Genomic DNA, 26468 nt, shown 5'->3' with positions numbered 1-26468 from the left:
TATCGTTAGTGCGTAATGATGTAGAGAGCGAAACCAATTGAACTTTTATTAACAGTGAACTCTCTTCGGATAGGAATGAAGAGAGTTACTGTAGGTAAAAGGAAGGGGCGTTTCTTTTGAGAAAAATTGGCATCATTGGCGGTACATTTGATCCGCCACATTATGGGCATTTGCTAATTGCAAATGAAGTATATCACGCTTTGAATTTAGAAGAAGTATGGTTCTTACCGAACCAAATTCCACCGCATAAACAAGGGCGGAATATTACAAGTGTAGAAAATCGCTTACAAATGTTAGAGCTTGCGACTGAGGTGGAGGAACATTTTTCTATTTGTTTAGAAGAGCTAAGCAGGAAGGGCCCATCTTATACGTATGACACTATGTTACAATTGACGAAGAAGTATCCTGATGTGCAGTTTCACTTTATTATTGGTGGAGATATGGTTGAGTATTTACCGAAGTGGTATAACATTGAAGCGTTACTTGATCTTGTGACGTTTGTTGGGGTTGCAAGACCTGGTTATACATTGCGTACACCTTATCCTATCACCACTGTGGAAATTCCGGAGTTTGCAGTTTCTTCATCTTTATTACGTGAGAGATATAAAGAGAAGAGAACGTGTAAATATTTACTTCCTGAAAAAGTACAGGTGTATATCGAGAGGAATGGGTTGTATGAATCGTGAGAAAGCACTTCATATTGTCAAACAACAAATGCATGAAAAACGTTATATACACACAATAGGTGTAATGGAGACAGCAATTGAACTTGCTAAGTTATACGGTGTGGATGAAAAAAAGGCTGAAGTTGCAGCTATATTCCATGATTATGCGAAGTGTAGAGCGATTTCTGAGATGGAAGAGATTATTAAAAGTGAAGGTTTGCCGAAAGATTTACTTTGTTATAACAAAGAGTTATGGCATGCACCTGTTGGGGCATACTTAGTAGAAAAAGAAGTAGGCATTACGGATCCTGAAATCCTGCAAGCTATTACATATCATACAAGTGGTCATGAGAAAATGACGATGTTAGATAAAGTAATTTATGTAGCTGATTACATTGAGCCTGGACGAAAGTTTCCAGGGGTGGAGGAAGCTCGCAAACTAGCATATACGGATATAAATCAAGCTTTATTATTTGCATTAAAGCGAACAATTCAATTTTTAATGGAAAAAAATCAAACGATTTATCCATTGACATTCCAAACATACAACGCAGTTATCAAGGAGGAAATTAGTAAATGAAAGATAAAGATTTATTAGTATTAGCAGCAAAAGCGGCTGATGATAAAAGAGCAGAAGATATGGTTGTCCTAAATATGCAAGGTATTTCACCAATTGCAGATTATTTCATTATTTGTCACGGTAACTCAGATAAGCAAGTGCAAGCAATTGCGCGTGAAATTAAATCAAAAGCACATGAGTTTGAAATCGACGTACAACGTATGGAAGGTTTTGACGAAGCACGCTGGGTACTAGTTGACCTTGGAGATGTAGTTGCTCATGTATTCCATAAAGATGAGCGTAATCACTATAATTTAGAGCGTCTTTGGGGCGATGTGCCACGTGAGGATATTACAGACGAGCTAGACCAATGAAATACGAACAATTTGCATTGTTGTACGACGAACTAATGAATGATGTTCCTTATGATAAATGGGTGGAATTCACAGAGGAAAGTTTACAGCAAGCGGATATGAAAGAGGCGAAGATTCTTGATGTAGCATGCGGTACTGGTAATGTAACACTTCCGCTTGTACAAAAGGGTTACGATTTAATCGGTGTCGATCTTTCAGAAGAAATGTTAACGGTCGCTCAGCAAAAACTAGGCGGAGAAGGATACTTTATTCCTTTTTACCAACAAGACATGCGAGAGCTTGATGTTCCAGGTGAGTTTGACTGTGTAACAATCTTTTGTGATTCATTAAATTATGTATTGCAAGAAGATGGAGTGCAAGAAACATTTCGAAGAGTGTTTCACCATTTACGTCAAGATGGTTTGTTTTTATTTGATGTACATTCTTTATATAAAATACATCATGTATTTCAAAATGAAACATACACAGTAAATGGAGAAGAAATATCTCTTATTTGGAATTGCTTCCCTGGTGAAGAATCAAATAGTGTAGAACATGATTTAACATTCTTTGTTCAAGACCCAGAAGAAGATGTGTACCATCGTTTTGACGAATGTCACGTGCAACGTGCATATCAGGTTGAAGAGTTAACGAAATGGCTTGAAGAAGCTGGTTTTACAGTGCTTCGCGTGACTGGTGATTTTGAACGACTTGAAGTTACAGAACAAACAGAGCGTATTTTCTTCATGGCGAAGAAAAACGGATAAAACAAAAGCAACCGAGAAGGTTGCTTTTGTTTTGTAAAGAAGTTGTAATTTTAGTTCTAGAATAATAATAAGATGATATACGTGAAGTGTGAAAATGCTAGTTTAAGTAAAAATATAATGTAAAAAAGTAAGCATGTATAAAAAGGATTTGGAATGACGATGACGTATTTATTATGTGTGTTTATTGAATTGCTGATTAACGCATTTTAAATCTTCATCAAATTTCTCGTGTGTCCGCTCAATTAATTTATGAAACATATCCCCAACATGTTCTTCTAAAACACGAATGCCTTCTCCTGTAACGCCGCCTTTAACACATACTTTTTCTTGTAAAGTAGGCAATGTGAAAATCCCTTTTTCAAGTAGTTTCCCCATTCCAACGACCATTTCACTTACTAAAGTAGTGGCTTCTTCATGTGTAATATTTGTTTTATCTACAGCAGCGTTAATGAAACATTGTAATAAATAACTAAAGAATGCAGGACCGCAGCTTGCTATATCAGATGAAACGCGCGTTATATCTTCTTCTATTACAAGGGGAGTGGAAATGTTTTTGAATAGGCGAAATAGTTTTTGTTGCCATTCTTCAGAGCATTTACTTCCAAATGTAAATAGTGATGCGCCAGACAGGGCGCGGTTTGTAATGCTCGGAATGATACGTGCAACGTGGCAAGGTACAAGTGTCTCTAATTGTGATGGAGATATTGGACTTGTGATAGAAACTAAGCACTTTTCATCAGAAAAATGTTCAACGTATTTTTGTAGGATCGGGTATATATCTATCGGTTTTACGCAAATAAAAATAAGATGTGATCGTTCGATTACCTCATCGATAGTTTTGGCTATATGAACAGAAGGGTATTTTTCCTTTATATGATATGCTTTGGCGGGCGTTCGATTAATGATTGTAAGGCACGAAGGTTTGACAGCACGGGTTTCTAAAAATGCGTCGATTAGTATATTCCCCATGTTCCCTGTCCCTATAATTCCTATGTTCAATGTTTCATCCCTCCTTCGTAACAGCTTTCTCCTAAACAATATGAATGATGTTATAAATTTATGATTAGAGGTGTAAAATGATGTGGAATTTTCCAAAGAAATGGTTAGGAATAGTAGCTATTATTGGAACTGTACTTTTTCTTCTTTTTTGGAAAACGAACCAGCATACAGATCAATCAGTCATTACAACGGATGTTCAAGCGAAAGAGATAGAGAAAAAAAGTAAACCGGAAATATCGGATACAAAGCAGCAGAAAAAAATAATTATAATTGATATGAAAGGAGCTGTTGTTAAAGAGGGAGTGTATGAAATGAAAGAAGGGGACCGTGTCAAGGATGCTATTGAAAAGGCAGGTGGTTTTTTGCCCGAGGCAGATAGGAAAAAGGTAAATTTAGCGCAAATGGTACAAGACCAAATGGTCCTTTATGTGCCGGATAAAAACGAACAAGTGCAAGAAGGAGCTGCTGTTTCAAAGGGAGAAGGGAAAGTTCAAATAAATGCAGCTTCTAAAGAACAACTTGAAAAAATTACAGGTATTGGTTCTAGGAAAGCAGAAAGTATTTTGAAATATCGTGAAGAACATGGTCCGTTTCAGAAAATAGAAGATTTGTTAGAGATCGACGGGATTGGTGTGAAGTCACTGGAAAAAATAAAAGATCAAATTATTATTCCGTAAAAGATTGACGAAGTTTTTCTTCATTCGCTACACTACAAGTAGACAAAAAAGTAGGTGAAAAATATGGAACGAATTTCATGGGATCAATATTTTATGACGCAAAGCCATTTGCTATCTTTACGTAGTACATGTACAAGGCTTGCAGTAGGAGCGACTATCGTTCGTGATAAACGAATTATTGCTGGTGGATATAATGGTTCAATTAAAGGTGGCGTACATTGTATAGATGATGGATGCTACGTTATTGATAATCATTGTGTTCGTACGATTCATGCAGAAATGAATGCTTTATTACAATGTGCAAAATTTGGTGTGAAAACGGAGGAAGCGGAAATTTATGTTACGCATTTCCCTTGTTTACAATGCTGTAAGGCGATTATTCAAAGTGGTATTACAGCAGTTTATTATGCGCAGGATTATAAAAATCATCCATATGCCGTAGAGTTATTTGAAAAGGCGAATGTAACGGTGAAACATGTTCCGCTAGAATATGATATTGCAGCATTAGAGGATCAAAAGCGTTATATGGAGTTAAAAGAACTATTTGCATCTTTAGAAAAAGAGAACTTATCGATGGAAGAATTACAGCATGTATTCACGAAAGCAAAAATGATGCTATAAGGAGTGAGTATGAGTTGAAAGGACAATGGGGCTATGTTGCAATCTCATTTATAATAGGGATTGCAATTGCCTTCTCCTCTTCGGTTTTGTTGCTGACTTGTTGTCTCGTTCTATATGTTTTCTTTTGTTTGTATCGTACTTCGCGTAAAACCTTCCTTTATTGTATAATAGCGTGTTTTAGCGGCGTTATGTACACTACGTATGCCCAAGAGCAAAACAAGCCTCTGGGAGAGTCCTACGAAGCTACAAGAGGAGTGATACAAAATACACCTCTTATTAACGGGGATCGCCTATCATTTCAAGTTGAAGATCAGAATAAAAATATAGTGCAGTTAAGTTACAAAATTAAATCAGCCTCGGAAAAGAAACAACTGCGACAATTACATGCAGGAGTATCATGTGTATTCGAAGGTGGGAGGAAAGAACCACCAATAGCTCGGAATTTTCATGGTTTTAATTATCGTGATTATTTGTATAAGCAAAATGTTCATTTCGTATTGGAGGCTACATATATTTCTGGATGCCATAAAACATCGTTGTCACTCGTGCAATGGATTCTTCTTTTGAGACAGCAAGCAATCACGGGAGTTACAGAAATGTTTCCAGAGCAATCAGGTGCTTTTATAAATGCATTAGTATTTGGTGATAGACAACAAATGACATTTGAAATTGAAGAGCAATATCAGCAATTTGGTCTTGTACATTTGTTGGCGATTTCAGGATCGCATATCGTATTGTTAATGGTGATTGTGTATTTTGTTTTGCTAAGAAGTGGTGTGACGAGGGAGGTAGCGACAGTATGTCTTATCTTTTGCATTCCTCTATATATGATTTTAGCAGGAGCATCCCCGTCTGTTATAAGAGCTTCTATAACAGGAGTTTTGATGTTGATTGCTTTCATATGTTCTATTCGTTTATCTAGCTTAGATGCTTTAAGTATCACAGCTATATGTATGCTTATATTTGATCCGTATCTTGTTTTTAATATTGGCTTTCAGTTTTCTTTCGTTGGTAGTTTCGCCTTGCTTTTGTCAGCCCCGTTTTTACTAGAGAGTAGTAATGGAGTAATCCGAAATTCCATTTATATTTCTCTTATTTCACAGCTTGTTAGTACTCCGATTTTGTTATATCACTTCGGTTATTTTTCTCCATATAGCATTTTTCTTAATATCCTATACGTTCCGTTTTTATCTCTCATTGTATTGCCCTGTAGTATTATTATTTTGGTATGTATACCTATCGGCTCGTTTCTTGCAAAAGGACTTGCGGATGTACTATCAATAGGTTTGAATCTTTCTAATGATTTTCTAAGTTATTGTGAAAGTTTACCGTTTATCCGCCTTGTTTTTGGGCAAACGCCGATACTTCTTGTAGCTCTATATTGCGCGAGTATTGTTAGTATATTGATGGTATGGGAGGGGCGGGTGTCGAAGAAAATTATGTTCATAGCTTCGGGTATATTTCTTTTTGTTTGTACATGTCATTATGTATATCCGTATTTTCGAGAAAGTGGGAGTGTTACATTTCTTGATGTTGGACAGGGAGACGCAATATTAATTCGCCTCCCGTACGATAAAGAGATTTATCTCATTGATACTGGTGGCACAATGCGTGCAAATAAGGAAGAATGGCAGCGGAAAAAGCATGAATTTTCTGTTGGAAATGATATTTTAATCCCTTATTTACAAAAGGAAGGTATTAAAACCATCGATAAATTAATCGTAACGCATGGAGATGCGGATCATATAGGTGCTGCGCAAGAGTTAATAGCAAATATAACCGTAAAAGAAGTTGTATTCGGCCGAAAGGAACAATATGCGGTATTAGAAAAAGTATTAAAGAAACAGGCATTAGAAAAGAAAGTGAAAATAAGTGAAGTGGGGGAAGGAGAAAATTGGCGTGTAAATGAAGCGGAATTTTTTGTGTTAGCTCCAACAGGAAAAGCAAGAAGTGAAAATAATGCTTCAATTGTAATATGGGCAAAATTAGGAGGGTTAACGTGGCTGTTTACAGGTGATTTAGAAGAAGAAGGAGAGAAGTTTTTAATAGCTACGTATCCAGATTTACGGGCGGATGTTTTAAAGGTTGCTCATCATGGGAGTAATACGTCATCTATAGTGCCTTTTTTGAGCGTTGTACAGCCTGATGTAGCGATTATTTCTGTCGGTGAGCGTAATAGGTATGGGCATCCTCATAAGGAAGTTATAGAGCGTTTTGAGAAGATGGGGATTGAAGTATGGCGTACGGATAAGCAAGGTGCTATTTCCTATGTTTTTAAAGAGGAACATGGAACCTTTCGTAGTAAAATCACATATGATGAAACACATAATAGATAAAAAGAAGACTGCCAGTAAGCAGCAGTCTTTAAGAACCGATAAATTTAATAACAGTCGCAATGATGAAAAGTGTTGCGAAAAAACCAAATGAGACGATAAATCCTACCCCTGAATCAATAGCGTCATTGCGTTTACTTTGAACGTTTTGTTCAAAATCATTCATTTAGAATCCCTCCCCAACATTCCACTTTAGTATAAAATATTGTCAGAAAAAAATCTACAATTTCCATATGAAGAGAAATCGATCGTTTTTACTACTTTTAGATCATTAAGGAACGTGAGTTTTTTGTTTCCAAGCATGTTAACAGTTGGCACTTATACTCGAATTTTTATTGTGAATAATAAAGGGAAGGTGATTACCGCACACCAATAAGAAACCCGGGGCTTATTGCGTGGCGTTTAATATAAATAAAGGAACGGGTTATAAAGCCTGTTCCTTTGTACTTGTAAAACGAAAGCTAGGGCATTAGTATAAATATATATTGCCAAGTTAGGGAGTAGGAAAAAGTATGAGTGATATACATAAAAAGATTAAAAAGAAGCAGTTTGCTCCGTTGTATTTACTGTATGGAACGGAAGCGTTTTTTATAAATGAAACGATAAAGCTTATTGCAACAGAAGCGCTTGAAGAGGAAGATCGCGAGTTTAATGTTGTGACATATGATTTAGAAGAAGCGTATTTAGAAGATGTGGTTGAGGATGCACGTACACTTCCTTTTTTTGGAGAACGTAAAGTGATATTAATAAAATCACCACTATTTTTAACTTCACAAAAAGAAAAATTAGAGCAAAATATAAAAATTTTAGAAGAATATATTGGAGAGCCTTCTCCATTTTCTATTCTTGTTTTTGTTGCGCCTTACGAAAAACTTGATGAACGAAAAAAAATTACAAAACTATTAAAGAAAACAGCGGACGTAGTAGAAGCGAATGCGATGCAAGTGCAGGATGTTCAGAAGTGGATTGTTGCTCGTGCAGATGAGGTGCATGTGCATATTGATAATGCAGCTGTTAGTTTGTTGTTAGAGCTTGTGGGAAGTAATGTAACGATGTTGGCGAAGGAAATGGACAAGTTAACGTTATACGTCGGTATGGGTGGAGAGATTACATCGAAACTTGTTGCAGAGCTTGTGCCGAAATCGGTTGAACAAAATGTGTTTGCTTTGACAGAAAAAGTGGTGAAAAAAGATATCGCGGGTGCGATGCAAATTTTGGATGGATTATTTACGCAGCAAGAGGAACCCATTAAACTGCTTGCATTATTAGTAAGTCAATTCCGCTTGCTCTATCAAGTGAAAGAGTTACAGCAGCGTGGTTATGGACAAAATCAAATTGCGTCTCATATTGGTGTGCATCCATACCGTGTAAAGTTAGCGATGAATCAAACGAAGTTTTTCTCTTTTGAAGAATTAAAAAAAGTGATTATAGAATTAGCAGAAGCTGATTATAGTATGAAGACTGGGAAAATGGATAAGAAGCTTGTGCTTGAATTTTTCTTAATGCGGTTAAATCATATGTGATAAAACAAAAAGTTCACGTGCTTAGCACGTGAACTTTTTTTGTATATAAAAAAACGATCCAAATGGATCGTTTTTTAAACGCCTTACGCGTTTACTTGTTTCGCTAAGCGAGATTTTTGACGAGCTGCAGCGTTTTGGTGGATAAGACCTTTACGAGCTGCTTTGTCAAGTTTTTTAGAAGCAGTTTTGAAAGCTTCTTTAGCATTTTCAAGATCGTTATTAGTAACTAAAGCTTCTACAGTTTTAACAGCAGAACGCATGTCAGACTTGATAGAAGCGTTATGTGAACGACGCTCTTCGCTAAGTTTAGCGCGTTTGATAGCAGATTTGATGTTTGCCATACTTTTCACCTCCCTGGTGCAATCGAATGACTCGATTCTTAACATAGAACAAGTGATATTCTATCAAACGGTGAAGAGAATTGCAATAGTATATCAATGAAATTTCACGTAAAGGAAAGAATGACCTTATATAACTTTGGGAAATCTAACGATATTTACTATGAATTACGGAGGAGATACGATGAAAGAACCATTAGATTTAAGTAAATATAGTGTTAGAACGGACCTTGCTGTAGAGGCACATCAAATGCTGCAAGAGAGTCAAGAAGAGCAAAAAGGGATACAAGGAGTTCTTGTAAAAGAGAGGGAAGAAGAAGGTATTACTATTACAAAAGTAACGATTGATGAAATTGCCTCTGAATCGATGGGTAAAAAACCTGGGAGCTATTTAACGCTTGAAGTACAAGGCATACGTCAACAAGATACGGAGCTGCAACAAAAAGTAGAGCGCATTTTTGCAAAAGAATTTTCTTATTTCTTAGAAGAGGTTGGCGTTACGAAAGAAGCGAGTTGTTTAATTGTTGGTCTTGGGAATTGGAATGTAACGCCAGATGCGCTTGGACCGATCGTTGTAGAAAATGTATTGGTAACGAGACATTTGTTTCAATTGCAGCCTGAAAGTGTAGAAGAAGGGTTTAGGCCTGTTAGTGCAATTCGGCCGGGGGTAATGGGGATTACAGGAATCGAAACGAGCGATGTCATTTATGGAATCATTGAGAAGACGAAGCCAGACTTTGTCATTGCAATTGATGCGTTAGCTGCCCGTTCTATTGAACGAGTAAATAGTACGATACAAATTTCTGATACGGGAATTCATCCTGGATCGGGTGTTGGGAATAAGCGTAAGGAGCTTAGTAAAGAAACATTAGGTATTCCTGTTATCGCGATTGGTGTTCCGACTGTGGTTGATGCCGTTTCAATTACAAGCGATACAATTGATTTTATTTTGAAACATTTTGGACGGGAGATGAAAGAAGGAAACAAACCTTCCCGTTCTTTGTTACCAGCGGGATTTTCATTTGGAGAAAAGAAAAAATTAACAGAAGAAGATATGCCGGATGAAAAGAGTCGGAATATGTTTTTGGGTGCTGTAGGTACATTGGAAGATGAAGAGAAGAGAAAATTAATTTATGAAGTGTTATCTCCTCTTGGCCATAATTTAATGGTGACTCCGAAAGAAGTGGATGCTTTCATAGAGGATATGGCGAATGTAATAGCGAGTGGTTTAAATGCAGCCTTGCATCATCAAATTGACCAAGACAATACAGGAGCATATACACATTGATGGGAAGAGACGATAATCGTTTAAGTCGCTTTTCGCTTTTATGTATATGTAGTGCGGCCTTATGTTTACTTATGATAATAGCAGGGGTGGCACTTGCTAATCATGGTTTGAAAAGTATGAAAGGTTATCAGCAAATGTCGTATGAACAAATCGCTCATATGACAGGAACAGAGGGTGCAGGTGCTGAATCAACAATTTTGGGAAGTTCGTTTTCCGTTACTGAGAAACAAAAACAATTAGAAAGCTTAAAAAGTTTTAATGTTGTAGAAGGAATTGGTATGGCAATAGCAAGTGCTACTTATGAAGTAACAAAGTTTGGAACGGATATAGTTGTTGGGAAAGTGAAAGAGATTTTTAGTTAAGGGTAGCAGGAAGAACGGTTGTCTTACCATTTTGTACGACAGCCGTTTTTAAATTTGAAAAAGGTTTGTCTCTTATGGTTTGTTCGCATAAGATATAGATAGAATGATTTGTATTGTAAGCAGCACGAGTTTTCATTGAATCTTTGCTGCTCTATTGATATAATCAGTGCTAGTGTATATTGGCGAGACTATTAGGAGTTGAGAACATAGATGAACAAAGAAGAAAGAGCAAAAAGACAGTCCAAAATCCGTAATTTCTCTATCATTGCTCATATTGACCACGGAAAATCAACGTTAGCAGACCGTATTTTAGAGAAAACAAACGCGTTAACACAACGTGAAATGAAAGCTCAATTGCTTGACTCTATGGATTTAGAGCGTGAGCGCGGTATTACAATTAAATTAAATGCAGTACAATTAACGTATAAAGCGAAAGACGGTGAAGAGTATATTCTTCACTTAATCGATACTCCAGGACATGTCGACTTTACGTACGAAGTATCTCGTAGTTTAGCGGCTTGTGAAGGTGCAATTCTTGTTGTGGATGCAGCACAAGGGATTGAGGCGCAAACATTAGCGAACGTATATTTAGCGCTTGATAACAATTTGGAAATTTTACCAGTTATTAATAAAATCGACTTACCAAGTGCGGACCCAGAACGTGTACGTCAAGAGGTAGAAGATGTAATTGGTTTAGATGCATCAGAAGCAGTACTTGCTTCAGCAAAAGCTGGAATTGGTATTGAAGAAATTTTAGAACAAATCGTTGAAAAAGTACCAGCTCCAACAGGTGATTCAGAAGAGCCGTTACAATGTATGATTTTCGATTCTTTATATGATCCGTATCGTGGTGTAATTGCTTATATCCGTGTTGTAAATGGAACGGTAAAAGTTGGCGATAAAGTACGTATGATGGCAACTGGAAAAGAATTTGAAGTAACAGAAGTAGGTGTGTTTACACCGAAAACAACGCAACGTGACGAGTTAACAGTAGGTGATGTAGGTTTCTTAGCAGCATCTATTAAAAACGTTGGTGATACACGCGTTGGTGATACGATTACACATGCGAAACGTCCAGCTGCAGAGGCGTTAGCAGGATATCGTAAGTTAAACCCAATGGTATTCTGTGGTTTATATCCGATTGATTCTGCTCGCTATAACGACTTACGTGATGCATTAGAAAAACTAGAACTGAATGATTCTGCTCTTGAGTTTGAACCAGAAACATCTCAAGCGCTAGGATTTGGTTTCCGTTGTGGTTTCTTAGGACTTCTTCACATGGAAATTATTCAAGAACGTATTGAACGTGAATTTAAGATTGACTTAATTACAACAGCGCCAAGCGTTATTTATAAAGTTTATTTAACAAACGGTGAAGATGTTATTGTTGATAATCCATCTAATATGCCAGATCCACAGTCTATCGATCGTGTAGAAGAGCCGTTTGTGAAGGCTGCAATTATGGTTCCGAATGACTATGTTGGAGCTGTAATGGAAATTTGCCAAGGTAAACGTGGAACGTTTATTGATATGCAGTATTTAGATGAAACACGTGTTACATTGACATATGACATCCCGTTATCAGAAATCGTATATGATTTCTTCGATCAATTGAAATCAAATACGAAAGGATATGCATCATTTGACTACGAGTTAATTGGTTATAAACCATCTAAACTTGTGAAAATGGATATTCTTTTAAATAATGAGCAAGTGGATGCTTTATCATTCATCGTGCACCGTGATTCAGCATATGACCGTGGTAAAGTAATCGTAGAGAAATTAAAAGAATTAATTCCAAGACAACAGTTCGAAGTACCAATTCAGGCTACTATCGGAAATAAAGTTGTAGCCCGTTCTACAATTAAAGCGATGCGTAAAAACGTACTTGCAAAATGTTACGGTGGTGACATTTCTCGTAAACGTAAACTTCTTGATAAGCAAAAAGAAGGTAAAAAACGTATGAAGTCTGTTGGTTCTGTAGAAGTACCGCAAGAAGCATTCATGGCTGTATTGAAAATGGATGACAACTAATAATTAAAATAAAAAGGAGTCGTTTATGCGGCTTCTTTTTTATGTGTAATTACTTTTTAGACAACGTAGCTTCTCTCATTTACAATAGTGAGGTGGCTATATTTATGAATGATTGATATAGAGTTAGGAGACTATTAATGTCCGAAAATATTCGAAAAGATATTCACGAGAAAATACAAAATGGCAATTTTAATTGTGAAAAGGAATTGACGCTTTCTATTATTAGTGGGAAGTGGAAAGTTGTGATACTGTGGCATCTTGGTGTGGAAGGGCCTCATCGTTTTAGTGAATTACAACGATTATTCCCAAGCATTTCTCATAAAGTTTTGTCGAACCAATTAAAAGAGTTAATGGAAGATGGGATTGTTGACCGAACAGTATACCCAGAAATTCCTCCGCGAGTAGAGTATTATATGACGGAATTAGGCATGTCGCTTTTACCAATCGTTGAAATGATGTATGATTGGGGAAAAATGCGAATGGAACAAATTCGTAATACGTTAGAGAAGTAAAGATTCCTCCGGAGCGCGGAGGTTTTCTTTTTAGAAAGGTAGGAGTTATATTTGGTGCAAGCTGCATATATTCACATTCCGTTTTGTCAGCATATTTGTCACTATTGTGATTTTAATAAAGTGTTTATTGAACGCCAACCGGTCGATCAATATTTAGAGTATTTAGAGAAAGAAATAATAAATACAGTTCAAAAAGAACCGTTTGATAGTATGAAAACGATTTTTGTTGGTGGAGGAACTCCGACAGCGTTAAATATGGAGCAGACAAAGAAATTATTAGATATTATAAATCGTCGTTTACGTCCGTTCGCCCCAAACTGTGAATTAACATTTGAAGCGAATCCAGGTGATTTACCGAAAGAGAAGTTAAATGTATTGCTAGAAGGTGGAGTGAACCGAATTAGTTTTGGTGTGCAAACATTTCGGGATGAGTTGCTTGAGAAAATTGGGCGTAGGCATACGAGGGAAGATGCATTTGTAGCAATTAGAGAAGCGCAGGAAGTGGGCTTTAAAAATATAAATGTAGATATTATTTATGCTCTGCCAGGGCAGACAATAGAAGATGTTAAAGAAACATTAGACATTGCTTTTACGCTTGGTGTACAACATTTCTCGGCATATTCATTAATTGTGGAACCGAAAACTGTGTTTTATAACTTAATGAATAAAGGGAAATTAAGACTTCCAGGTGAAGACCATGAAGCGAAAATGTATGAAATGGTAATGAATGAGATGGAGAAACACGGATATACCCAGTATGAAATTAGCAATTTCTCAAAAGGTGATAATGAAAGTAGACATAATCTCACATACTGGAATAATGAGGAGTATTATGGATTTGGAGCTGGAGCGCATAGTTATGTAAATGGAGAGCGTATCCAAAATGTAGGGCCGCTCAAGCAATATTTCAATAAAATCGATGAAACTGGATTTCCGTATTTAGATGTTCACGCGGTGACGGAGAAAGAAAGAATGGAAGAAGAGTTGTTCTTAGGGCTTCGAAAAACACAAGGCGTATCTAAAATATTGTTTCAAAAGAAATTTAATATGGAGATGAATCAAGTTTTCGCGAAGCAGTTGCAAAAAAATCAAGAACAAGGATTGCTTGAAGAGAAAGATGGATATGTTCATTTAACGCGAAAAGGAAAATTATTAGGGAATGAAGTATTCCAATCATTTTTGATTGACTAATTAAATGTTCCATAAACGTGAAAAAGTTTCATTATTTCGTGACGTTTCCGTTGACAATTGAATGTCAATTTTGGTAAGTTATTAATAGATTTAGCACTCGAAGACAAAGAGTGCTAACAGAGGTGATGATGAGATGCTTACGGAACGTCAGCTCTTAATTTTACAAACAATTATTGATGACTTTATTGGATCAGCGCAACCTGTTGGGTCGAGGACGTTGGCTAAGAAAGATGAAATTACGTTTAGTTCAGCTACTATTCGAAATGAAATGGCTGATTTAGAGGAACTAGGATTTATTGAGAAAACGCATAGTTCTTCAGGACGTGTTCCTTCCGAAAAAGGATATCGTTTTTATGTAGACCATCTTTTAGCGCCGCAAAACTTACCGAACGATGAAATTGTACAAATTAAAGATTTATTTGCTGAACGAATTTTTGAAGCGGAAAAGATTGCACAGCAATCGGCTCAAATTTTATCAGAGCTTACGAATTATACGGCTATTGTTCTTGGACCGAAGTTAAGCACAAATAAACTTAAAAACGTACAAATTGTACCGCTTGATCGTCAAACTGCAGTCGCTATTATTGTAACTGATACAGGGCATGTACAAAGCAAAACGATTACCGTTCCGGAATCTGTTGATTTATCAGATTTAGAAAAAATGGTTAATATTTTAAATGAAAAGCTGTCGGGTGTACCAATGGCAGAACTGCATAACAAAATCTTTAAAGAGATTGTTACAGTTTTACGTGGGTATGTTCATAATTACGATAGTGCAATAAAAATGTTAGATGGTACATTTCAAGTTCCTTTATCGGAAAAGATATACTTTGGAGGCAAAGCAAATATGCTTTCGCAACCAGAGTTCCATGACATTCACAAAGTAAGATCCTTGCTGACGATGATTGATAATGAAGCCGAGTTTTATGACATTTTGCGTCATAAACAAGTAGGTATTCAAGTGAACATTGGTAGGGAAAACTCTGCGACGGCCATGGAAGATTGTAGTTTAATTTCTGCAACATATTCGATTGGAGAAGAACAGCTTGGAACAATTGCTATTTTAGGTCCGACAAGAATGCAATACTCTCGGGTAATTAGTTTGTTACAGTTATTTACGAGACAATTTACTGATGGACTTAAAAAGTAAATGGGAGTAATACATTCGCTCAAGTAATGAAATTTTCATTGCTGTGTGTAATATATAATGCTTAGGTAATTGTGCTGAGCATAATACCTAATACCTTTTAAGGAGGTGAATATTGTGGAAGAGCGTAACGAACAAGTGGTAGAGGAAGTAAAAGAAGCGCAAGTTGAAGAAGCTGTCACGACAGAAAACAGTGAAAAAACTGTAGAAGAAAAAAGTGAGGCTGCTCTTTTACAAGAAAAAGTAGATGAGTTACAAGCGAAACTAACGGAAACGGAAGGTCGCACATTACGTCTACAAGCTGATTTTGAAAATTATAAGCGTCGTGTCCAAATGGATAAACAGGCTGCTGAAAAATATAGAGCACAAAGTCTAGTTTCAGATATTTTGCCAGCTCTTGATAATTTTGAAAGAGCGATGCAAGTGGAAGCAACTGATGAGCAAACGAAATCCTTGTTACAAGGTATGGAAATGGTGCATCGCCAATTGCTAGAAGCGCTGACTAAAGAAGGTGTTGAAGTGATTGAATCTGTCGGTAAACAGTTTGATCCTAATGAACACCAAGCTATTATGCAAGTGGAAGATAGTGAATTTGAATCGAACGCGGTAGTTGAAGAATTCCAAAAAGGTTATAAACTAAAAGACCGCGTGATTCGCCCATCAATGGTAAAAGTAAATCAATAATTTACATAAAAGTAGGAGGATTCGCCATGAGTAAAATTATCGGTATTGACTTAGGTACAACAAACTCTTGTGTAGCTGTTATGGAAGGTGGAGAACCAAAGGTTATCCCAAATCCAGAAGGAAACCGTACAACACCTTCTGTTGTAGCTTTCAAAAATGAAGAGCGTCAAGTTGGGGAAGTTGCAAAGCGTCAAGCAATTACAAACCCAAATACAATCATGTCTGTTAAACGTCATATGGGTACAGACTACAAAGTAGAAGTTGAAGGTAAAGATTATACACCTCAAGAAATTTCTGCAATCATTTTACAAAACTTAAAAGCTTCTGCTGAAGCATATTTAGGTGAAACAGTTACGAAAGCTGTTATTACAGTACCTGCATACTTCAACGATGCAGAACGTCAAGCAACAAAAGATGCTGGTCGTATCGCTGGTTTAGAAGTTGAGCGTATCATTAACGAACCAACAGCAGCAGCGCTTGCTTACGGTTTAGAAAAACAAGATGAAGAGCAAAAAATCTTAGTATATGACTTAGGTGGTGGTACATTTGACGTATCTATCCTTGAGTTAGCAGACGGAACATTCGAAGTTATTTCAACTGCTGGTGACAACCGTCTTGGTGGAGATGACTTTGACCAAGTTATTATTGACCACTTAGTAGCTGAATTCAAAAAAGAAAATAACATTGATTTAAGCCAAGATAAAATGGCACTTCAACGTTTGAAAGATGCAGCTGAAAAAGCGAAAAAAGATCTTTCTGGCGTAACACAAACACAAATTTCATTACCATTCATTAGTGCTGGAGCTGCTGGTCCATTACACTTAGAGTTAACGTTAACAAGAGCGAAATTCGAAGAGATTTCAGCAGGTCTTGTTGAAAGAACGTTAGAGCCAACTCGTCGTGCATTAAAAGACGCTGGTTTTGCTCCAAGCGAATTAGATAAAGTTATCCTTGTTGGTGGATCTACTCGTATCCCAGCTGTACAAGAAGCTATTAAACGTGAAACTGGTAAAGAACCATATAAAGGTGTAAACCCTGATGAAGTTGTAGCATTAGGTGCTGCAGTTCAAGGTGGCGTACTTACTGGTGATGTAGAAGGCGTACTATTATTAGACGTAACTCCACTTTCTTTAGGTATTGAAACTATGGGTGGTGTATTCACGAAATTAATCGAGCGTAACACTACAATTCCAACAAGTAAGTCACAAGTATTCTCAACAGCTGCTGATAACCAACCGGCAGTAGACATTCACGTATTACAAGGTGAGCGTCCAATGTCAGCTGACAACAAAACATTAGGTCGTTTCCAATTAACAGACCTTCCACCAGCACCACGTGGTATTCCACAAATCGAAGTAACATTCGATATTGATGCGAACGGTATCGTTAACGTACGTGCAAAAGACTTAGGAACAAGCAAAGAGCAAACTATTACAATCCAATCTTCTTCAGGTCTTTCTGATGAAGAAGTAGATCGTATGGTACAAGAAGCAGAAGCAAATGCTGACGCTGACCAAAAACGTAAGGAAGAAGTTGAACTTCGTAACGAAGCTGACCAACTTGTATTCCAAACGGATAAAGTTGTAAAAGATTTAGAAGGTAAAGTGGATGCGGCTGAAGTTGCAAAAGCAACAGAAGCGAAAGAAGCATTACAAGCTGCGATCGAGAAGAACGAGCTTGAGGAAATCCGTGCGAAAAAAGACGCTTTACAAGAAATCGTACAACAATTAACAGTTAAATTATACGAGCAAGCTCAAGCAGCTGCAGGGCAAGCAGAAGGTGCACAAGGCGCACAAGATACTGGCGCGAAGAAAGACAATGTAGTAGACGCTGAGTTTGAAGAAGTAAAAGAAGATAAGTAATATAAATAAGTAAGATGACAAAAAGTCAAAGTCAAGCGTGCCTTGGCTTTGGCTTTTTTCATGAATGAGAAGAAATGTGTGAGGTTCTTAAGTTTTTTACTTTGCATACTGTAAGTGAGGAAACTTTGTTGCAAAGCACTTTCTTTCGGTGTTAAAATTACGTTTATGTGAAAGATTCGGGGGTTGTAAATTTATGAGTAAACGAGATTATTATGAGGTTCTTGGCCTTAGCAAAGGTGCTTCTAAAGATGAAATAAAAAAAGCGTATCGTCGTTTGGCTAAAAAATACCATCCAGACGTAAGTAAAGAAGAAAATGCAATTGAAAAGTTTAAAGAAGTACAAGAAGCATACGAAGTATTAAGTGATGATCAAAAGCGCGCGCAATACGATCAATTCGGTCATGCTGGTGCAAATCAAGGTTTCGGTGGCTTTGGCGGCGGAGGAGACTTCGGCGGTGGCTTCGGTTTCGAAGATATCTTTAGTTCATTCTTTGGCGGTGGTGGTGGCAGACGCCGTGATCCAAATGCTCCGCGTCAAGGTGCTGACTTACAATACCAAGTTACTTTAGAGTTTGAAGAAGCTATTTTTGGTAAAGAGTTAAATGTTGAGATTCCAGTAGAAGATCCATGTGATACTTGTAAAGGTAGCGGAGCAAAACCAGGAACTTCAAAAGAAACATGTAAACATTGTTCAGGATCAGGTCAAGTAAGTGTAGAACAAAATACACCGTTTGGTCGTATTGTAAACCGTCAAGCTTGTGGTCATTGTTCAGGAACTGGTCAAATGATTAAAGAAAAATGTACGACATGTCATGGTTCTGGTAAAGTACGTAAACGTAAAAAAATCAATGTCAAAATTCCAGCAGGTATCGATAATGGTCAACAAATTCGTGTATCTGGAAAAGGTGAATCGGGCGTAAATGGCGGACCGGCAGGAGATTTATATGTTGTTGTTCATGTAAGAAATCATGAATTCTTTGAGCGTGAGGGAGATCACATTATTTGCGAAATGCCATTAACATTTGCGCAAATGGCACTTGGTGCTGAAGTGGAAGTTCCTACTGTTCATGGGAAAGTGAAGCTGAAAATTCCAGCAGGAACACAAACAGGAACAGAATTCCGCTTAAAAGGAAAAGGTGCGCCGAACGTACGTGGATACGGCCAAGGAGATCAATATGTAGTTGTTCGTGTTGTTGTACCGACGAAATTAACTTCACATCAAAAAGAGTTATTACGTGAATTTGCGGGACAAGAAGAGCAGGATGATAGTTTATTTGGAAAGCTTAAACGTGCTTTCAAAGGGGAATAATGGAAATAAAAAATGGAGTTGGTAAATTGTGAAATGGTCAGAAATTAGTATTCATACAACAGAAGAAGCAGTAGAAGCTGTCTCTCATATTTTACATGAAGCTGGTGCTAGTGGAGTTGCGATTGAGGATCCAGCAGAGTTGACGAAAGAGCGCGAGCAACAATACGGTGAAATTTATGCATTGAACCCAGATGAATATCCGGCGGAAGGTGTATTAATAAAAGCATATTTCCCGCAAACGGATTCTTTACATGAAACGATTGCAGGTGTAAAATCATCTATTGATATGCTTCCATCTTACGACATTGAAATTGGTACTGGAAATATTACCGTTAACGAAGTCAATGAAGAAGATTGGGCTACTGCTTGGAAAAAATATTACCATCCAGTACAAATTTCTGATACATTCACAATTGTGCCGACGTGGGAAGAGTATACACCAGCTTCTCCGGAAGAAAAAATTATTGAATTAGATCCAGGTATGGCGTTTGGGACAGGAACTCATCCGACAACAACGATGTGTATTCGTGCTTTAGAAAAAACAGTTCAGCCAGGTGACACTATCATTGATGTAGGAACAGGTTCTGGTGTGCTTAGTATTGCAGCGGCAAAATTAGGTGCGTCTTCTGTTCAGGCGTATGATTTAGATCCAGTTGCAGTTGAAAGTGCAGAAATGAACGTACGTTTAAATAAAACAGATGATATCGTGTCTGTTGGGCAAAATAGTCTTTTAGAGGGTATTGAAGGTCCTGTTGATTTAATCGTAGCTAACTTATTAGCAGAAATTATTCTTTTATTCCCTGAGGATGCAGCGAGAGTTGTGAAGTCAGGTGGATTATTTATTACATCGGGCATTATTGCTGCGAAGGAAAAGGTAATTTCGGAGGCGCTAGAAAAAGCTGGATTTACAATTGAAGAAGTGTTACGAATGGAAGATTGGGTAGCAATTATTGCACGAAATGCGTAATATAGATTTTAGTCTATAATGAAAAGGGGAGTCTCTCACTATCAGGTGAGGGACTTGCCGTTTGTTATATGAAAAATGATAACGTTTCGTTCCTTTCGTAAGTATTGACTTACGAAAGGAACGAAACTCTACTAAGGTGATTATATGCAACGTTATTTTGTAGAAGAGAAATATGTAAATGAGACAAATATTCGTATTGTAGGTGATGACGTACATCATATCGCAAGAGTGATGCGTATGTCAGCTGGAGATCACATTTATTGCTGTGTAAACGGAAAAACAGCAGTATGTTCAATTGATGAAATTACCAGTGAATTTATTAATACGGCTATTGTAGAATGGGTAGAGGCGTCAAGTGAACTTCCTGTTTTCGTGACGATTGCAAGTGGACTGCCAAAAGGAGACAAGCTAGAGTTAATTTTCCAAAAAGGAACAGAGCTTGGGGCAGCTGCATTCTTACCATTTCAAGCATCTCGCTCTATCGTAAAATGGGATGCGAAAAAAGCTGATAAAAAAGTTGAGCGTTTAAGAAAAATTGTGAAAGAAGCTGCGGAACAATCACATAGAAGTGAAGTTCCAGAAGTACATGCTCCGGCATCGTTTAAACAATTGCTTTCAATGAGTGGTGAGTATGATGTTTGTCTTGTTGCTTACGAAGAGGAAGCGAAACAAGGCGAGAAATCTAATTTTGCGAAAGCTTTAACAACGATGAAACCAGGTCAAAAGCTATTGATTGTATTTGGCCCAGAAGGCGGTTTAGCTGAGGAAGAGATTACAGCGCTTCGTGAACATAAATTTGTACCATGTAGTTTAGGACCAAGAATTTTAAGAACAGAAACGGCGCCGTTATACGCGTTAAGTGCTGCTTCGTATCATTTTGAATTGATGGGGTGATGATCAATGTCAACTGTTGCGTTCCATACGTTAGGTTGTAAAGTAAACCACTATGAAACAGAAGCCATTTGGCAATTGTTTAAACAAGGTGGTTATGAAAGAACTGAATATGAAAAGAAATCTGATGTATATGTTATTAATACATGTACAGTAACGAATACTGGAGATAAGAAAAGTCGTCAAGTTATTAGACGTGCTGTTCGTCAAAATCCGGATGCGGTTATTTGTGTAACTGGATGTTATGCACAAACATCTCCAGCAGAAATTATGGCGATTCCAGGTGTAGATATTGTAGTTGGTACACAGGATCGTGAAAAGATGTTAGGATACATCGAAGAATTCCGCAAAGAGCGTCAACCAATTAATGCTGTCCGCAACATTATGAAAACACGTGTATACGAAGAACTGGATGTACCTTATTTCACGGATCGTACACGTGCATCTTTAAAAATACAAGAAGGTTGTAATAACTTCTGTACATTCTGTATTATTCCTTGGGCACGTGGTTTAATGCGTTCTCGTGATGGGAAAGAAGTTATTAAACAAGCGCAGCAATTAGTAGATGCAGGCTATAAAGAAATCGTATTAACAGGTATTCATACAGGTGGGTACGGTGAAGATATTAAAGATTATAACTTAGCTGGATTACTTCGTGATATGGAAGCGGAAGTAGGTGGATTAAAACGTCTTCGTATTTCTTCTATTGAGGCGAGTCAAATTTCAGATGAAGTAATTGAAGTGTTAGATAAGTCTGAAGTAGTTGTACGTCACTTACACATTCCGTTGCAATCTGGATCTAATACTGTATTAAAGCGTATGCGTCGTAAGTATACGATGGAATTTTTCCAAGAACGTTTAGATCGTTTGAAAGAAGCGTTACCAGGCCTTGCGATTACATCGGACGTAATTGTTGGTTTCCCGGGTGAAACAGAAGAAGAATTCATGGAAACATACAATTTCATTAAAGAGAATCGCTTCTCTGAGTTACACGTATTCCCTTACTCGAAGCGTACAGGAACACCTGCAGCGCGTATGGAAGATCAAGTTCCTGAAGATGTGAAGAATGATCGTGTTCATCGTTTAATTGAACTATCTAACCAATTAGCGAAAGAGTATGCGTCACAGTTTGAAGGGGAAGTGCTTGAAATCATTCCGGAAGAGCAATTTAAAGAGGGCGACCGTGAAGGCTTATATGTAGGCTATACGGATAACTACTTGAAAATTGTATTTGAAGGATCGGAAGAATTAATTGGTAAGCTAGTGAAAGTGAAAATTACGAAAGCTGGTTATCCATATAACGAAGCGCAATTTGTTCGTGTTCTTGAAGATGATGTAAAAAAAGAATCAGCAAGCGCATAAAATGAAATTTTAATCAGTGGGGGGCTTTGTTCATCCCCGCTGATTATCAGCCTGACCCCCACCTAAGTTCTTTGCTTTTGCTGAATTTTGAGGTAGGGGTCTTACTGTCCTGGCAAATAGCGGGATAAGAAAGCATGCAAACGGAAACGATTTGCATGCTTTCTTTTTTTGTGGAGAAGTTAAGTACTGAAAAGGCAGGTGCGTTGAATGAGTAGTTATTTAATGCTTTCTTGTATTAAAAAAGGTGTAACGATAAAAATATAGTTGTCTTCAGGGAAAAAGGATAATAGCTATCTACATAGCTTTTGAACAGGTAAGGGTATCTATTCTTCTTTTATTCTGCCAAATAGTTGACCTGAAGTGATAAAATGTATTATAATCGTAAAAGACATGCTGAAGAAGGGTTTCTTTTTGCATGCTGAAATTAGTATGTAAGTGTGATGTTTCGGAGGGAGGGAAAGAGAATGTCAAAAACAGTCGTTCGTAAAAACGAGTCTTTGGAGGATGCACTTCGCCGTTTTAAAAGATCGGTTTCTAAAACTGGTACACTTGCTGAAGCAAGAAAGCGCGAGTTTTATGAAAAGCCAAGTGTAAAACGTAAGAAGAAATCTGAAGCGGCAAGAAAGCGTAAATTCTAAGAGAGGGTGTAAGTTATGAGTCTTCTCGGTCGTTTAAACGATGATATGAAACAAGCGATGAAGAATAAACAAAAAGAAAAATTAACCGTTATTCGTATGGTTAAGGCTGCTTTACAAAATGAAGGTATTAAACTGCAACATACTCTTACTGAAGAAGAGGAATTAACAGTTTTAGCTCGTGAAGTAAAACAGTATAAGGACTCCCTCCTTGAATTTAAAAAAGCTGGTCGTGAAGACCTTGTTAATAAACTGCAAAGTGAAATTCAGATTTTAAGCGCATATTTGCCTGAGCAATTAACAGAAGAAGAACTAGCGAATGTAATTAAGCAAGTTATTTCTGAAGTTGGTGCGACTTCTAAAGCAGATATGGGTAAGGTGATGACTGCTGTTATGCCGAAAGTAAAAGGTAAAACAGACGGATCACTTGTGAATAAGCTGGTTATCCAGCTATTAGCATAAAAAAACGTCTCATTTCGTATGAGACGTTTTTTTATGCTTTTTTTCAGTTTGGACGTGATATTACAAGCTCTTTTTTCATACATATGGGATGAGAGGGGGTCTTTTGAGATGAAAAAATTAGAACAAATGAAGAATTGGTTAACGAAGCAAATAGACCTACCAGTGGATGTGCTAATGGATCTACCTCGGATCACGCTTGTTGGGCAAGTGCATATCTATATAGAAAATCATCGGGGTTTATTAGTGTTTTCAGATAAAGAAGTAAGATTGTTGTTAAAGCACGGTCAATTATTAATTAAGGGGCAATCCTTTATTATTAAAACAATCCTTCCAGAAGAACTTTTGCTTGAAGGAATAATTGAGCAAGTGACGTTTTTAGAAAACGAAAAAAAAGAGGAGTGAGAGAAACTTCCATATGTGAAGTTTTTCTTCGTTATTTTTGTGATTCGACCTTACTATTCAGTTTATCTCGCTATTTATGGGCAGTAAAACTCTTTATTTCATTTTCGTACGAGCTATTTTGCTAATTAAATTGAAAAAAGTAGTGTGTATACTTTTGGAAAGGTAGTGGAGGTAGTAGATGAAAAATAAATGGTTTATAAAGTGGCTTGGATATGTAAAAGTACGAATTGAAGGTAGAGGAGCGGAACGGTTCGTTAACGAATGTGTACGTAGAAAATTATTAGTTTGGGATGTTAAGAAGATTGCTGATGAAACGTTAGTTTTTTGTATGTTATTACGAGATGTGAAGAAAATAAAACCAATTTATAGAAAAAATGAATGTAAACTATATTTTATTGGACGTTACGGTTTTCCTTTTTTAAATAAGCGTTTAATTAAAAATAGTGGATTCTTAATTGGTTTTTTAATTTTCTTTTTTGGCATGATTGCATTATCAAATATGGTTTGGAAAATTGAAATTACAGGAGCGAAACCTGAAACGGAATATATATTGATGAAAGAATTGGACAAAATGGGTATTAAAAAAGGGAAATTACAATTCCAAATGCCTAATGTAGAAGATGTACAACGTCATTTGACAGACAATATTAATGCGATTACTTGGGCGGGACTAGAAATAAGAGGAACGACGTACCATTTTAAAATTGTTGAAAAAAACGAGCCGAAAAAAGAAAAGGAACAAAGGCCGCAAAATTTAGTAGCAAAAAAAGAAGCGATTGTTACAAAAACATTTGTTGAAGTAGGAAAACCAGTCGTCTTGAAAAATGACCATGTCGAAAAAGGACAGCTTCTCGTATCAGGGATATACGGTAATGAGGAGAGTCCAACGATTGTTTCGGCGAAAGGTATTGTGTATGGAGAAACGTGGTATACATCTGAGGTGAATGTACCACTGAAGACGCAATTTCAAGTATATACTGGCAATGCATATAATGAGCATTACCTTACATTTGGGAGTGCGAAAATAAAAATATGGGGATTTCAACATGATAAGTATAAACGCTCTCGTACTGAAAGTGTAAAACACGATGTGAAACTATTTGGTTTTACACTGCCGATCGCGTACGAAAAAGATATCGTGCGAGAAGAGGAAGAAGCGAATCGGGAATATACAGAAAAACAGGCAATGAAAGTAGCGAAAGAGATGGCTGAAAAAGAACTAAAGAAAAAATTGGATGAACATGCTATGATTGTAAGTGATAAGATTTTGAGTAAAGAGGTTGAGGCGGATCAACTAAAAGTCACGTTGCATTATACTGTGATCGAAAATATTGCAGAGCCACAACCAATATCCGAATCCGATATTCAAGGAGACTGAGTAATGGCAGAACAATTAGTAGAAATGAACCAACAATTGGAAAATACTAACGAAGCAATCGCTCTTTTTGGAGTCAATGATGCTCATTTGAAAGTAATTGAACGGGAACTGAATGTATCGATTGTAACTAGAGGTGAAACTGTTCATGCATCTGGAGCAGTTGAAACTGTGACACTCGTAGAAAAAATCTTACAGCAATTACTTGTTGTTATTCGAAAAGGTGTATCAATTGCAGAAAGAGATGTTGCGTATGCAATTCAGCTCGCACAACAAGGGAATATTGCTCAATTTGAAGAGTTATATGAAGAAGAAATCTTTAAAACGGCAAAAGGTAAATCCATTCGTGTAAAAACAATGGGGCAAAGAAGATATATTCATGCAATGAAGAAGAATGATATTGTATTTGGAATAGGACCTGCTGGGACGGGGAAAACATACTTAGCTGTAGTAATGGCTGTGAGAGCTTTAAAGCAAGGATATGTAAAGAAAATTATTTTAACGAGACCGGCTGTAGAGGCTGGAGAAAGTTTAGGTTTTTTACCAGGAGATTTGAAAGAGAAGGTAGATCCGTATTTACGTCCATTGTATGATGCGTTGCACGATATTCTTGGACAAGAATATACGCAACGTATGATGGAGCGAGGTGTAATTGAAATCGCGCCTCTTGCTTATATGAGAGGGCGTACGCTCGATGATTCATTTGTTATTTTAGATGAAGCTCAAAATACAACGGGTGCACAAATAAAAATGTTTTTAACAAGATTGGGTTTTAGTTCTAAAATGGTTATTACGGGAGACCCTTCACAAGTAGACTTACCAAAAGGGGTAAAATCAGGGCTTTCGCTAGCTTCTAACATTTTATCTGGTGTATCAGGTCTTTCATTCATTACATTAGAACAGACGGACGTTGTGAGGCATCCGCTGGTGCAACGTATTATTGAGGCATATGATAAAATGGAATGATCCTATTTGTCAGGATCATTTCTTTTTGTATTAAGGTTGGCGAACGGCATATTTTTTACTATCATAAAAGATAAGAGAAATAAACTATAGGTACTGGTGTATCAAAATGTTACCTAAAAGTATCGTTGGCTAGAAGAAATGAAAGCTATAAATAGTTTCACTTTATTTCTGGAGAGGAGAAGGT

The 26468-nt window shown here is 37.1% G+C and carries 28 protein-coding genes; 25 read left to right on the top strand and 3 right to left on the bottom strand.

Annotation, left to right across the window (positions count from 1 at the left end):
* The first annotated feature begins 116 nt into the window (after nucleotides 1-116).
* The 4 genes from nadD to KZZ19_RS21160 are packed head-to-tail and all read left to right on the top strand — an operon-like array spanning nucleotide 117 to nucleotide 2344.
* On the top strand, nucleotides 117-686 hold the full coding sequence (nadD, locus tag KZZ19_RS21175) for a nicotinate-nucleotide adenylyltransferase (RefSeq protein ID WP_088123418.1): 570 nt from the start codon (nucleotides 117-119) through the stop codon (nucleotides 684-686).
* Entirely contained in the window at nucleotides 676-1245 is a 570-nt protein-coding gene (gene yqeK / locus KZZ19_RS21170) for a bis(5'-nucleosyl)-tetraphosphatase (symmetrical) YqeK (RefSeq protein WP_064474757.1), read from the top strand. The genes nadD and yqeK overlap by 11 nt, the downstream gene beginning before the upstream one ends.
* Complete coding sequence (rsfS, locus tag KZZ19_RS21165) at nucleotides 1242-1598, top strand: ribosome silencing factor (RefSeq protein WP_000653202.1); 357 nt, start codon at nucleotides 1242-1244, stop codon at nucleotides 1596-1598. The genes yqeK and rsfS overlap by 4 nt, the downstream gene beginning before the upstream one ends.
* A complete protein-coding gene (locus KZZ19_RS21160; protein WP_000873069.1) occupies nucleotides 1595-2344 on the top strand; it encodes a class I SAM-dependent methyltransferase in 750 nt (249 codons plus the stop codon). Before rsfS ends, KZZ19_RS21160 begins: the two co-directional genes overlap by 4 nt.
* A 171-nt stretch (nucleotides 2345-2515) precedes the next feature.
* Here KZZ19_RS21160 and comER read toward each other — a convergent pair whose 3' ends face one another.
* Nucleotides 2516-3343 (bottom strand): late competence protein ComER, encoded by an 828-nt coding sequence (gene comER, locus KZZ19_RS21155; RefSeq protein WP_237979528.1) that lies wholly within the window; start codon nucleotides 3341-3343, stop codon nucleotides 2516-2518.
* A gap of 77 nt (nucleotides 3344-3420) precedes the next feature.
* Between comER and KZZ19_RS21150 the strand changes: the two genes are divergently transcribed.
* The 3 genes from KZZ19_RS21150 (at nucleotide 3421) to KZZ19_RS21140 (ending at nucleotide 6977) form a co-directional block, all read left to right on the top strand.
* Nucleotides 3421-4020 (top strand): helix-hairpin-helix domain-containing protein, encoded by a 600-nt coding sequence (locus tag KZZ19_RS21150; protein ID WP_237979527.1) that lies wholly within the window; start codon nucleotides 3421-3423, stop codon nucleotides 4018-4020.
* Between the two features lie 63 nt (nucleotides 4021-4083).
* Nucleotides 4084-4641: a ComE operon protein 2 gene (locus KZZ19_RS21145; protein WP_088097795.1), complete on the top strand. Its 558-nt coding sequence runs from the start codon at nucleotides 4084-4086 to the stop codon at nucleotides 4639-4641.
* Between the two features lie 14 nt (nucleotides 4642-4655).
* Nucleotides 4656-6977 (top strand): DNA internalization-related competence protein ComEC/Rec2, encoded by a 2322-nt coding sequence (locus tag KZZ19_RS21140; RefSeq protein ID WP_237979526.1) that lies wholly within the window; start codon nucleotides 4656-4658, stop codon nucleotides 6975-6977.
* 28 nt (nucleotides 6978-7005) lie between these two features.
* On the opposite strand, the gene KZZ19_RS21135 is transcribed toward KZZ19_RS21140, so the two are convergent.
* The gene (locus KZZ19_RS21135) at nucleotides 7006-7140 is read right to left on the bottom strand and encodes a YqzM family protein (protein ID WP_000997609.1); all 135 of its coding nucleotides are present in this window, start codon (nucleotides 7138-7140) and stop codon (nucleotides 7006-7008) included.
* Nucleotides 7141-7486: 346 nt separating this feature from the next.
* Here KZZ19_RS21135 and holA point away from each other — a divergent pair, with 346 nt between their 5' ends.
* Complete coding sequence (holA, locus tag KZZ19_RS21130; protein ID WP_237979524.1) at nucleotides 7487-8497, top strand: DNA polymerase III subunit delta; 1011 nt, start codon at nucleotides 7487-7489, stop codon at nucleotides 8495-8497.
* An 83-nt stretch (nucleotides 8498-8580) separates the two neighbouring features.
* On the opposite strand, the gene rpsT is transcribed toward holA, so the two are convergent.
* Nucleotides 8581-8838 (bottom strand): 30S ribosomal protein S20, encoded by a 258-nt coding sequence (gene rpsT, locus KZZ19_RS21125; RefSeq protein ID WP_001274014.1) that lies wholly within the window; start codon nucleotides 8836-8838, stop codon nucleotides 8581-8583.
* Nucleotides 8839-9019: 181 nt separating this feature from the next.
* Between rpsT and gpr the strand changes: the two genes are divergently transcribed.
* The 17 genes from gpr (at nucleotide 9020) to KZZ19_RS21040 (ending at nucleotide 26284) form a co-directional block, all read left to right on the top strand.
* Nucleotides 9020-10123: a GPR endopeptidase gene (gpr, locus tag KZZ19_RS21120; RefSeq protein WP_237979522.1), complete on the top strand. Its 1104-nt coding sequence runs from the start codon at nucleotides 9020-9022 to the stop codon at nucleotides 10121-10123.
* Nucleotides 10120-10485 carry a YqxA family protein gene (locus tag KZZ19_RS21115; protein WP_237979521.1) on the top strand — a complete coding sequence of 122 codons (366 nt, stop codon included), beginning with the start codon at nucleotides 10120-10122 and terminating at the stop codon, nucleotides 10483-10485. Before gpr ends, KZZ19_RS21115 begins: the two co-directional genes overlap by 4 nt.
* 210 nt (nucleotides 10486-10695) lie before the next feature.
* Entirely contained in the window at nucleotides 10696-12519 is a 1824-nt protein-coding gene (gene lepA, locus KZZ19_RS21110; RefSeq protein WP_001030963.1) for an elongation factor 4, read from the top strand.
* Nucleotides 12520-12656: 137 nt separating this feature from the next.
* The gene (locus KZZ19_RS21105) at nucleotides 12657-13031 is read left to right on the top strand and encodes a winged helix-turn-helix transcriptional regulator (RefSeq protein WP_001293536.1); all 375 of its coding nucleotides are present in this window, start codon (nucleotides 12657-12659) and stop codon (nucleotides 13029-13031) included.
* A gap of 51 nt (nucleotides 13032-13082) precedes the next feature.
* The gene (hemW, locus tag KZZ19_RS21100) at nucleotides 13083-14222 is read left to right on the top strand and encodes a radical SAM family heme chaperone HemW (RefSeq protein ID WP_237979520.1); all 1140 of its coding nucleotides are present in this window, start codon (nucleotides 13083-13085) and stop codon (nucleotides 14220-14222) included.
* Between the two features lie 133 nt (nucleotides 14223-14355).
* Nucleotides 14356-15372 carry a heat-inducible transcriptional repressor HrcA gene (hrcA, locus tag KZZ19_RS21095; protein WP_000954947.1) on the top strand — a complete coding sequence of 339 codons (1017 nt, stop codon included), beginning with the start codon at nucleotides 14356-14358 and terminating at the stop codon, nucleotides 15370-15372.
* 114 nt (nucleotides 15373-15486) lie between these two features.
* On the top strand, nucleotides 15487-16053 hold the full coding sequence (grpE, locus tag KZZ19_RS21090; RefSeq protein ID WP_000392717.1) for a nucleotide exchange factor GrpE: 567 nt from the start codon (nucleotides 15487-15489) through the stop codon (nucleotides 16051-16053).
* Nucleotides 16054-16079: 26 nt separating this feature from the next.
* Nucleotides 16080-17915 (top strand): chaperone protein DnaK, encoded by a 1836-nt coding sequence (gene dnaK / locus KZZ19_RS21085; protein ID WP_237979519.1) that lies wholly within the window; start codon nucleotides 16080-16082, stop codon nucleotides 17913-17915.
* 193 nt (nucleotides 17916-18108) lie between these two features.
* Entirely contained in the window at nucleotides 18109-19224 is a 1116-nt protein-coding gene (dnaJ, locus tag KZZ19_RS21080; protein WP_237979518.1) for a chaperone protein DnaJ, read from the top strand.
* 28 nt (nucleotides 19225-19252) lie between these two features.
* Nucleotides 19253-20191: a 50S ribosomal protein L11 methyltransferase gene (gene prmA / locus KZZ19_RS21075; RefSeq protein ID WP_088097786.1), complete on the top strand. Its 939-nt coding sequence runs from the start codon at nucleotides 19253-19255 to the stop codon at nucleotides 20189-20191.
* A gap of 144 nt (nucleotides 20192-20335) precedes the next feature.
* Nucleotides 20336-21085 (top strand): 16S rRNA (uracil(1498)-N(3))-methyltransferase, encoded by a 750-nt coding sequence (locus KZZ19_RS21070; protein WP_048531237.1) that lies wholly within the window; start codon nucleotides 20336-20338, stop codon nucleotides 21083-21085.
* Between the two features lie 6 nt (nucleotides 21086-21091).
* Complete coding sequence (mtaB, locus tag KZZ19_RS21065) at nucleotides 21092-22444, top strand: tRNA (N(6)-L-threonylcarbamoyladenosine(37)-C(2))-methylthiotransferase MtaB (RefSeq protein WP_061677306.1); 1353 nt, start codon at nucleotides 21092-21094, stop codon at nucleotides 22442-22444.
* Nucleotides 22445-22908: 464 nt separating this feature from the next.
* Nucleotides 22909-23082: a 30S ribosomal protein S21 gene (rpsU, locus tag KZZ19_RS21060; RefSeq protein WP_000048061.1), complete on the top strand. Its 174-nt coding sequence runs from the start codon at nucleotides 22909-22911 to the stop codon at nucleotides 23080-23082.
* A gap of 15 nt (nucleotides 23083-23097) precedes the next feature.
* Nucleotides 23098-23541, top strand: a complete 444-nt coding sequence (locus KZZ19_RS21055) for a GatB/YqeY domain-containing protein (protein WP_000054579.1) — start codon at nucleotides 23098-23100, stop codon at nucleotides 23539-23541.
* A gap of 108 nt (nucleotides 23542-23649) precedes the next feature.
* Complete coding sequence (yqfC, locus tag KZZ19_RS21050) at nucleotides 23650-23943, top strand: sporulation protein YqfC (protein ID WP_000732264.1); 294 nt, start codon at nucleotides 23650-23652, stop codon at nucleotides 23941-23943.
* 178 nt (nucleotides 23944-24121) lie between these two features.
* Nucleotides 24122-25321 (top strand): sporulation protein YqfD, encoded by a 1200-nt coding sequence (gene yqfD / locus KZZ19_RS21045; RefSeq protein ID WP_088097785.1) that lies wholly within the window; start codon nucleotides 24122-24124, stop codon nucleotides 25319-25321.
* Between the two features lie 3 nt (nucleotides 25322-25324).
* A complete protein-coding gene (locus KZZ19_RS21040) occupies nucleotides 25325-26284 on the top strand; it encodes a PhoH family protein (protein ID WP_237979517.1) in 960 nt (319 codons plus the stop codon).
* The last annotated feature ends 184 nt before the right edge of the window (nucleotides 26285-26468 follow it).

This window comes from Bacillus thuringiensis (assembly GCF_022095615.2).
In the GTDB taxonomy this organism is placed as follows: Bacteria; Bacillota; Bacilli; order Bacillales; family Bacillaceae_G; genus Bacillus_A; species Bacillus_A cereus_AG.
Note: the sequence above shows the minus strand (reverse complement) of the source record. Positions and strands in the feature narration are given on the sequence as shown.

Bases quoted from the DNA above. Each gene is read 5' to 3' on its own strand.
- KZZ19_RS21055 (WP_000054579.1), top strand. From the start codon at position 23,098: ATGAGTCTTCTCGGTCGTTTAAACGATGATATGAAACAAGCGATGAAG.
- KZZ19_RS21040 (WP_237979517.1), top strand. From the start codon at position 25,325: ATGGCAGAACAATTAGTAGAAATGAACCAACAATTGGAAAATACTAAC.
- rpsT (WP_001274014.1), bottom strand. From the start codon at position 8,838: ATGGCAAACATCAAATCTGCTATCAAACGCGCTAAACTTAGCGAAGAG.
- dnaK (WP_237979519.1), top strand. From the start codon at position 16,080: ATGAGTAAAATTATCGGTATTGACTTAGGTACAACAAACTCTTGTGTA.
- KZZ19_RS21135 (WP_000997609.1), bottom strand. From the start codon at position 7,140: ATGAATGATTTTGAACAAAACGTTCAAAGTAAACGCAATGACGCTATT.
- KZZ19_RS21105 (WP_001293536.1), top strand. From the start codon at position 12,657: ATGTCCGAAAATATTCGAAAAGATATTCACGAGAAAATACAAAATGGC.
- rpsU (WP_000048061.1), top strand. From the start codon at position 22,909: ATGTCAAAAACAGTCGTTCGTAAAAACGAGTCTTTGGAGGATGCACTT.
- KZZ19_RS21160 (WP_000873069.1), top strand. From the start codon at position 1,595: ATGAAATACGAACAATTTGCATTGTTGTACGACGAACTAATGAATGAT.
- yqfD (WP_088097785.1), top strand. From the start codon at position 24,122: ATGAAAAATAAATGGTTTATAAAGTGGCTTGGATATGTAAAAGTACGA.
- holA (WP_237979524.1), top strand. From the start codon at position 7,487: ATGAGTGATATACATAAAAAGATTAAAAAGAAGCAGTTTGCTCCGTTG.
- yqeK (WP_064474757.1), top strand. From the start codon at position 676: ATGAATCGTGAGAAAGCACTTCATATTGTCAAACAACAAATGCATGAA.
- gpr (WP_237979522.1), top strand. From the start codon at position 9,020: ATGAAAGAACCATTAGATTTAAGTAAATATAGTGTTAGAACGGACCTT.
- dnaJ (WP_237979518.1), top strand. From the start codon at position 18,109: ATGAGTAAACGAGATTATTATGAGGTTCTTGGCCTTAGCAAAGGTGCT.
- KZZ19_RS21145 (WP_088097795.1), top strand. From the start codon at position 4,084: ATGGAACGAATTTCATGGGATCAATATTTTATGACGCAAAGCCATTTG.
- KZZ19_RS21070 (WP_048531237.1), top strand. From the start codon at position 20,336: ATGCAACGTTATTTTGTAGAAGAGAAATATGTAAATGAGACAAATATT.
- lepA (WP_001030963.1), top strand. From the start codon at position 10,696: ATGAACAAAGAAGAAAGAGCAAAAAGACAGTCCAAAATCCGTAATTTC.
- KZZ19_RS21150 (WP_237979527.1), top strand. From the start codon at position 3,421: ATGATGTGGAATTTTCCAAAGAAATGGTTAGGAATAGTAGCTATTATT.
- mtaB (WP_061677306.1), top strand. From the start codon at position 21,092: ATGTCAACTGTTGCGTTCCATACGTTAGGTTGTAAAGTAAACCACTAT.
- yqfC (WP_000732264.1), top strand. From the start codon at position 23,650: ATGAAAAAATTAGAACAAATGAAGAATTGGTTAACGAAGCAAATAGAC.
- rsfS (WP_000653202.1), top strand. From the start codon at position 1,242: ATGAAAGATAAAGATTTATTAGTATTAGCAGCAAAAGCGGCTGATGAT.
- hrcA (WP_000954947.1), top strand. From the start codon at position 14,356: ATGCTTACGGAACGTCAGCTCTTAATTTTACAAACAATTATTGATGAC.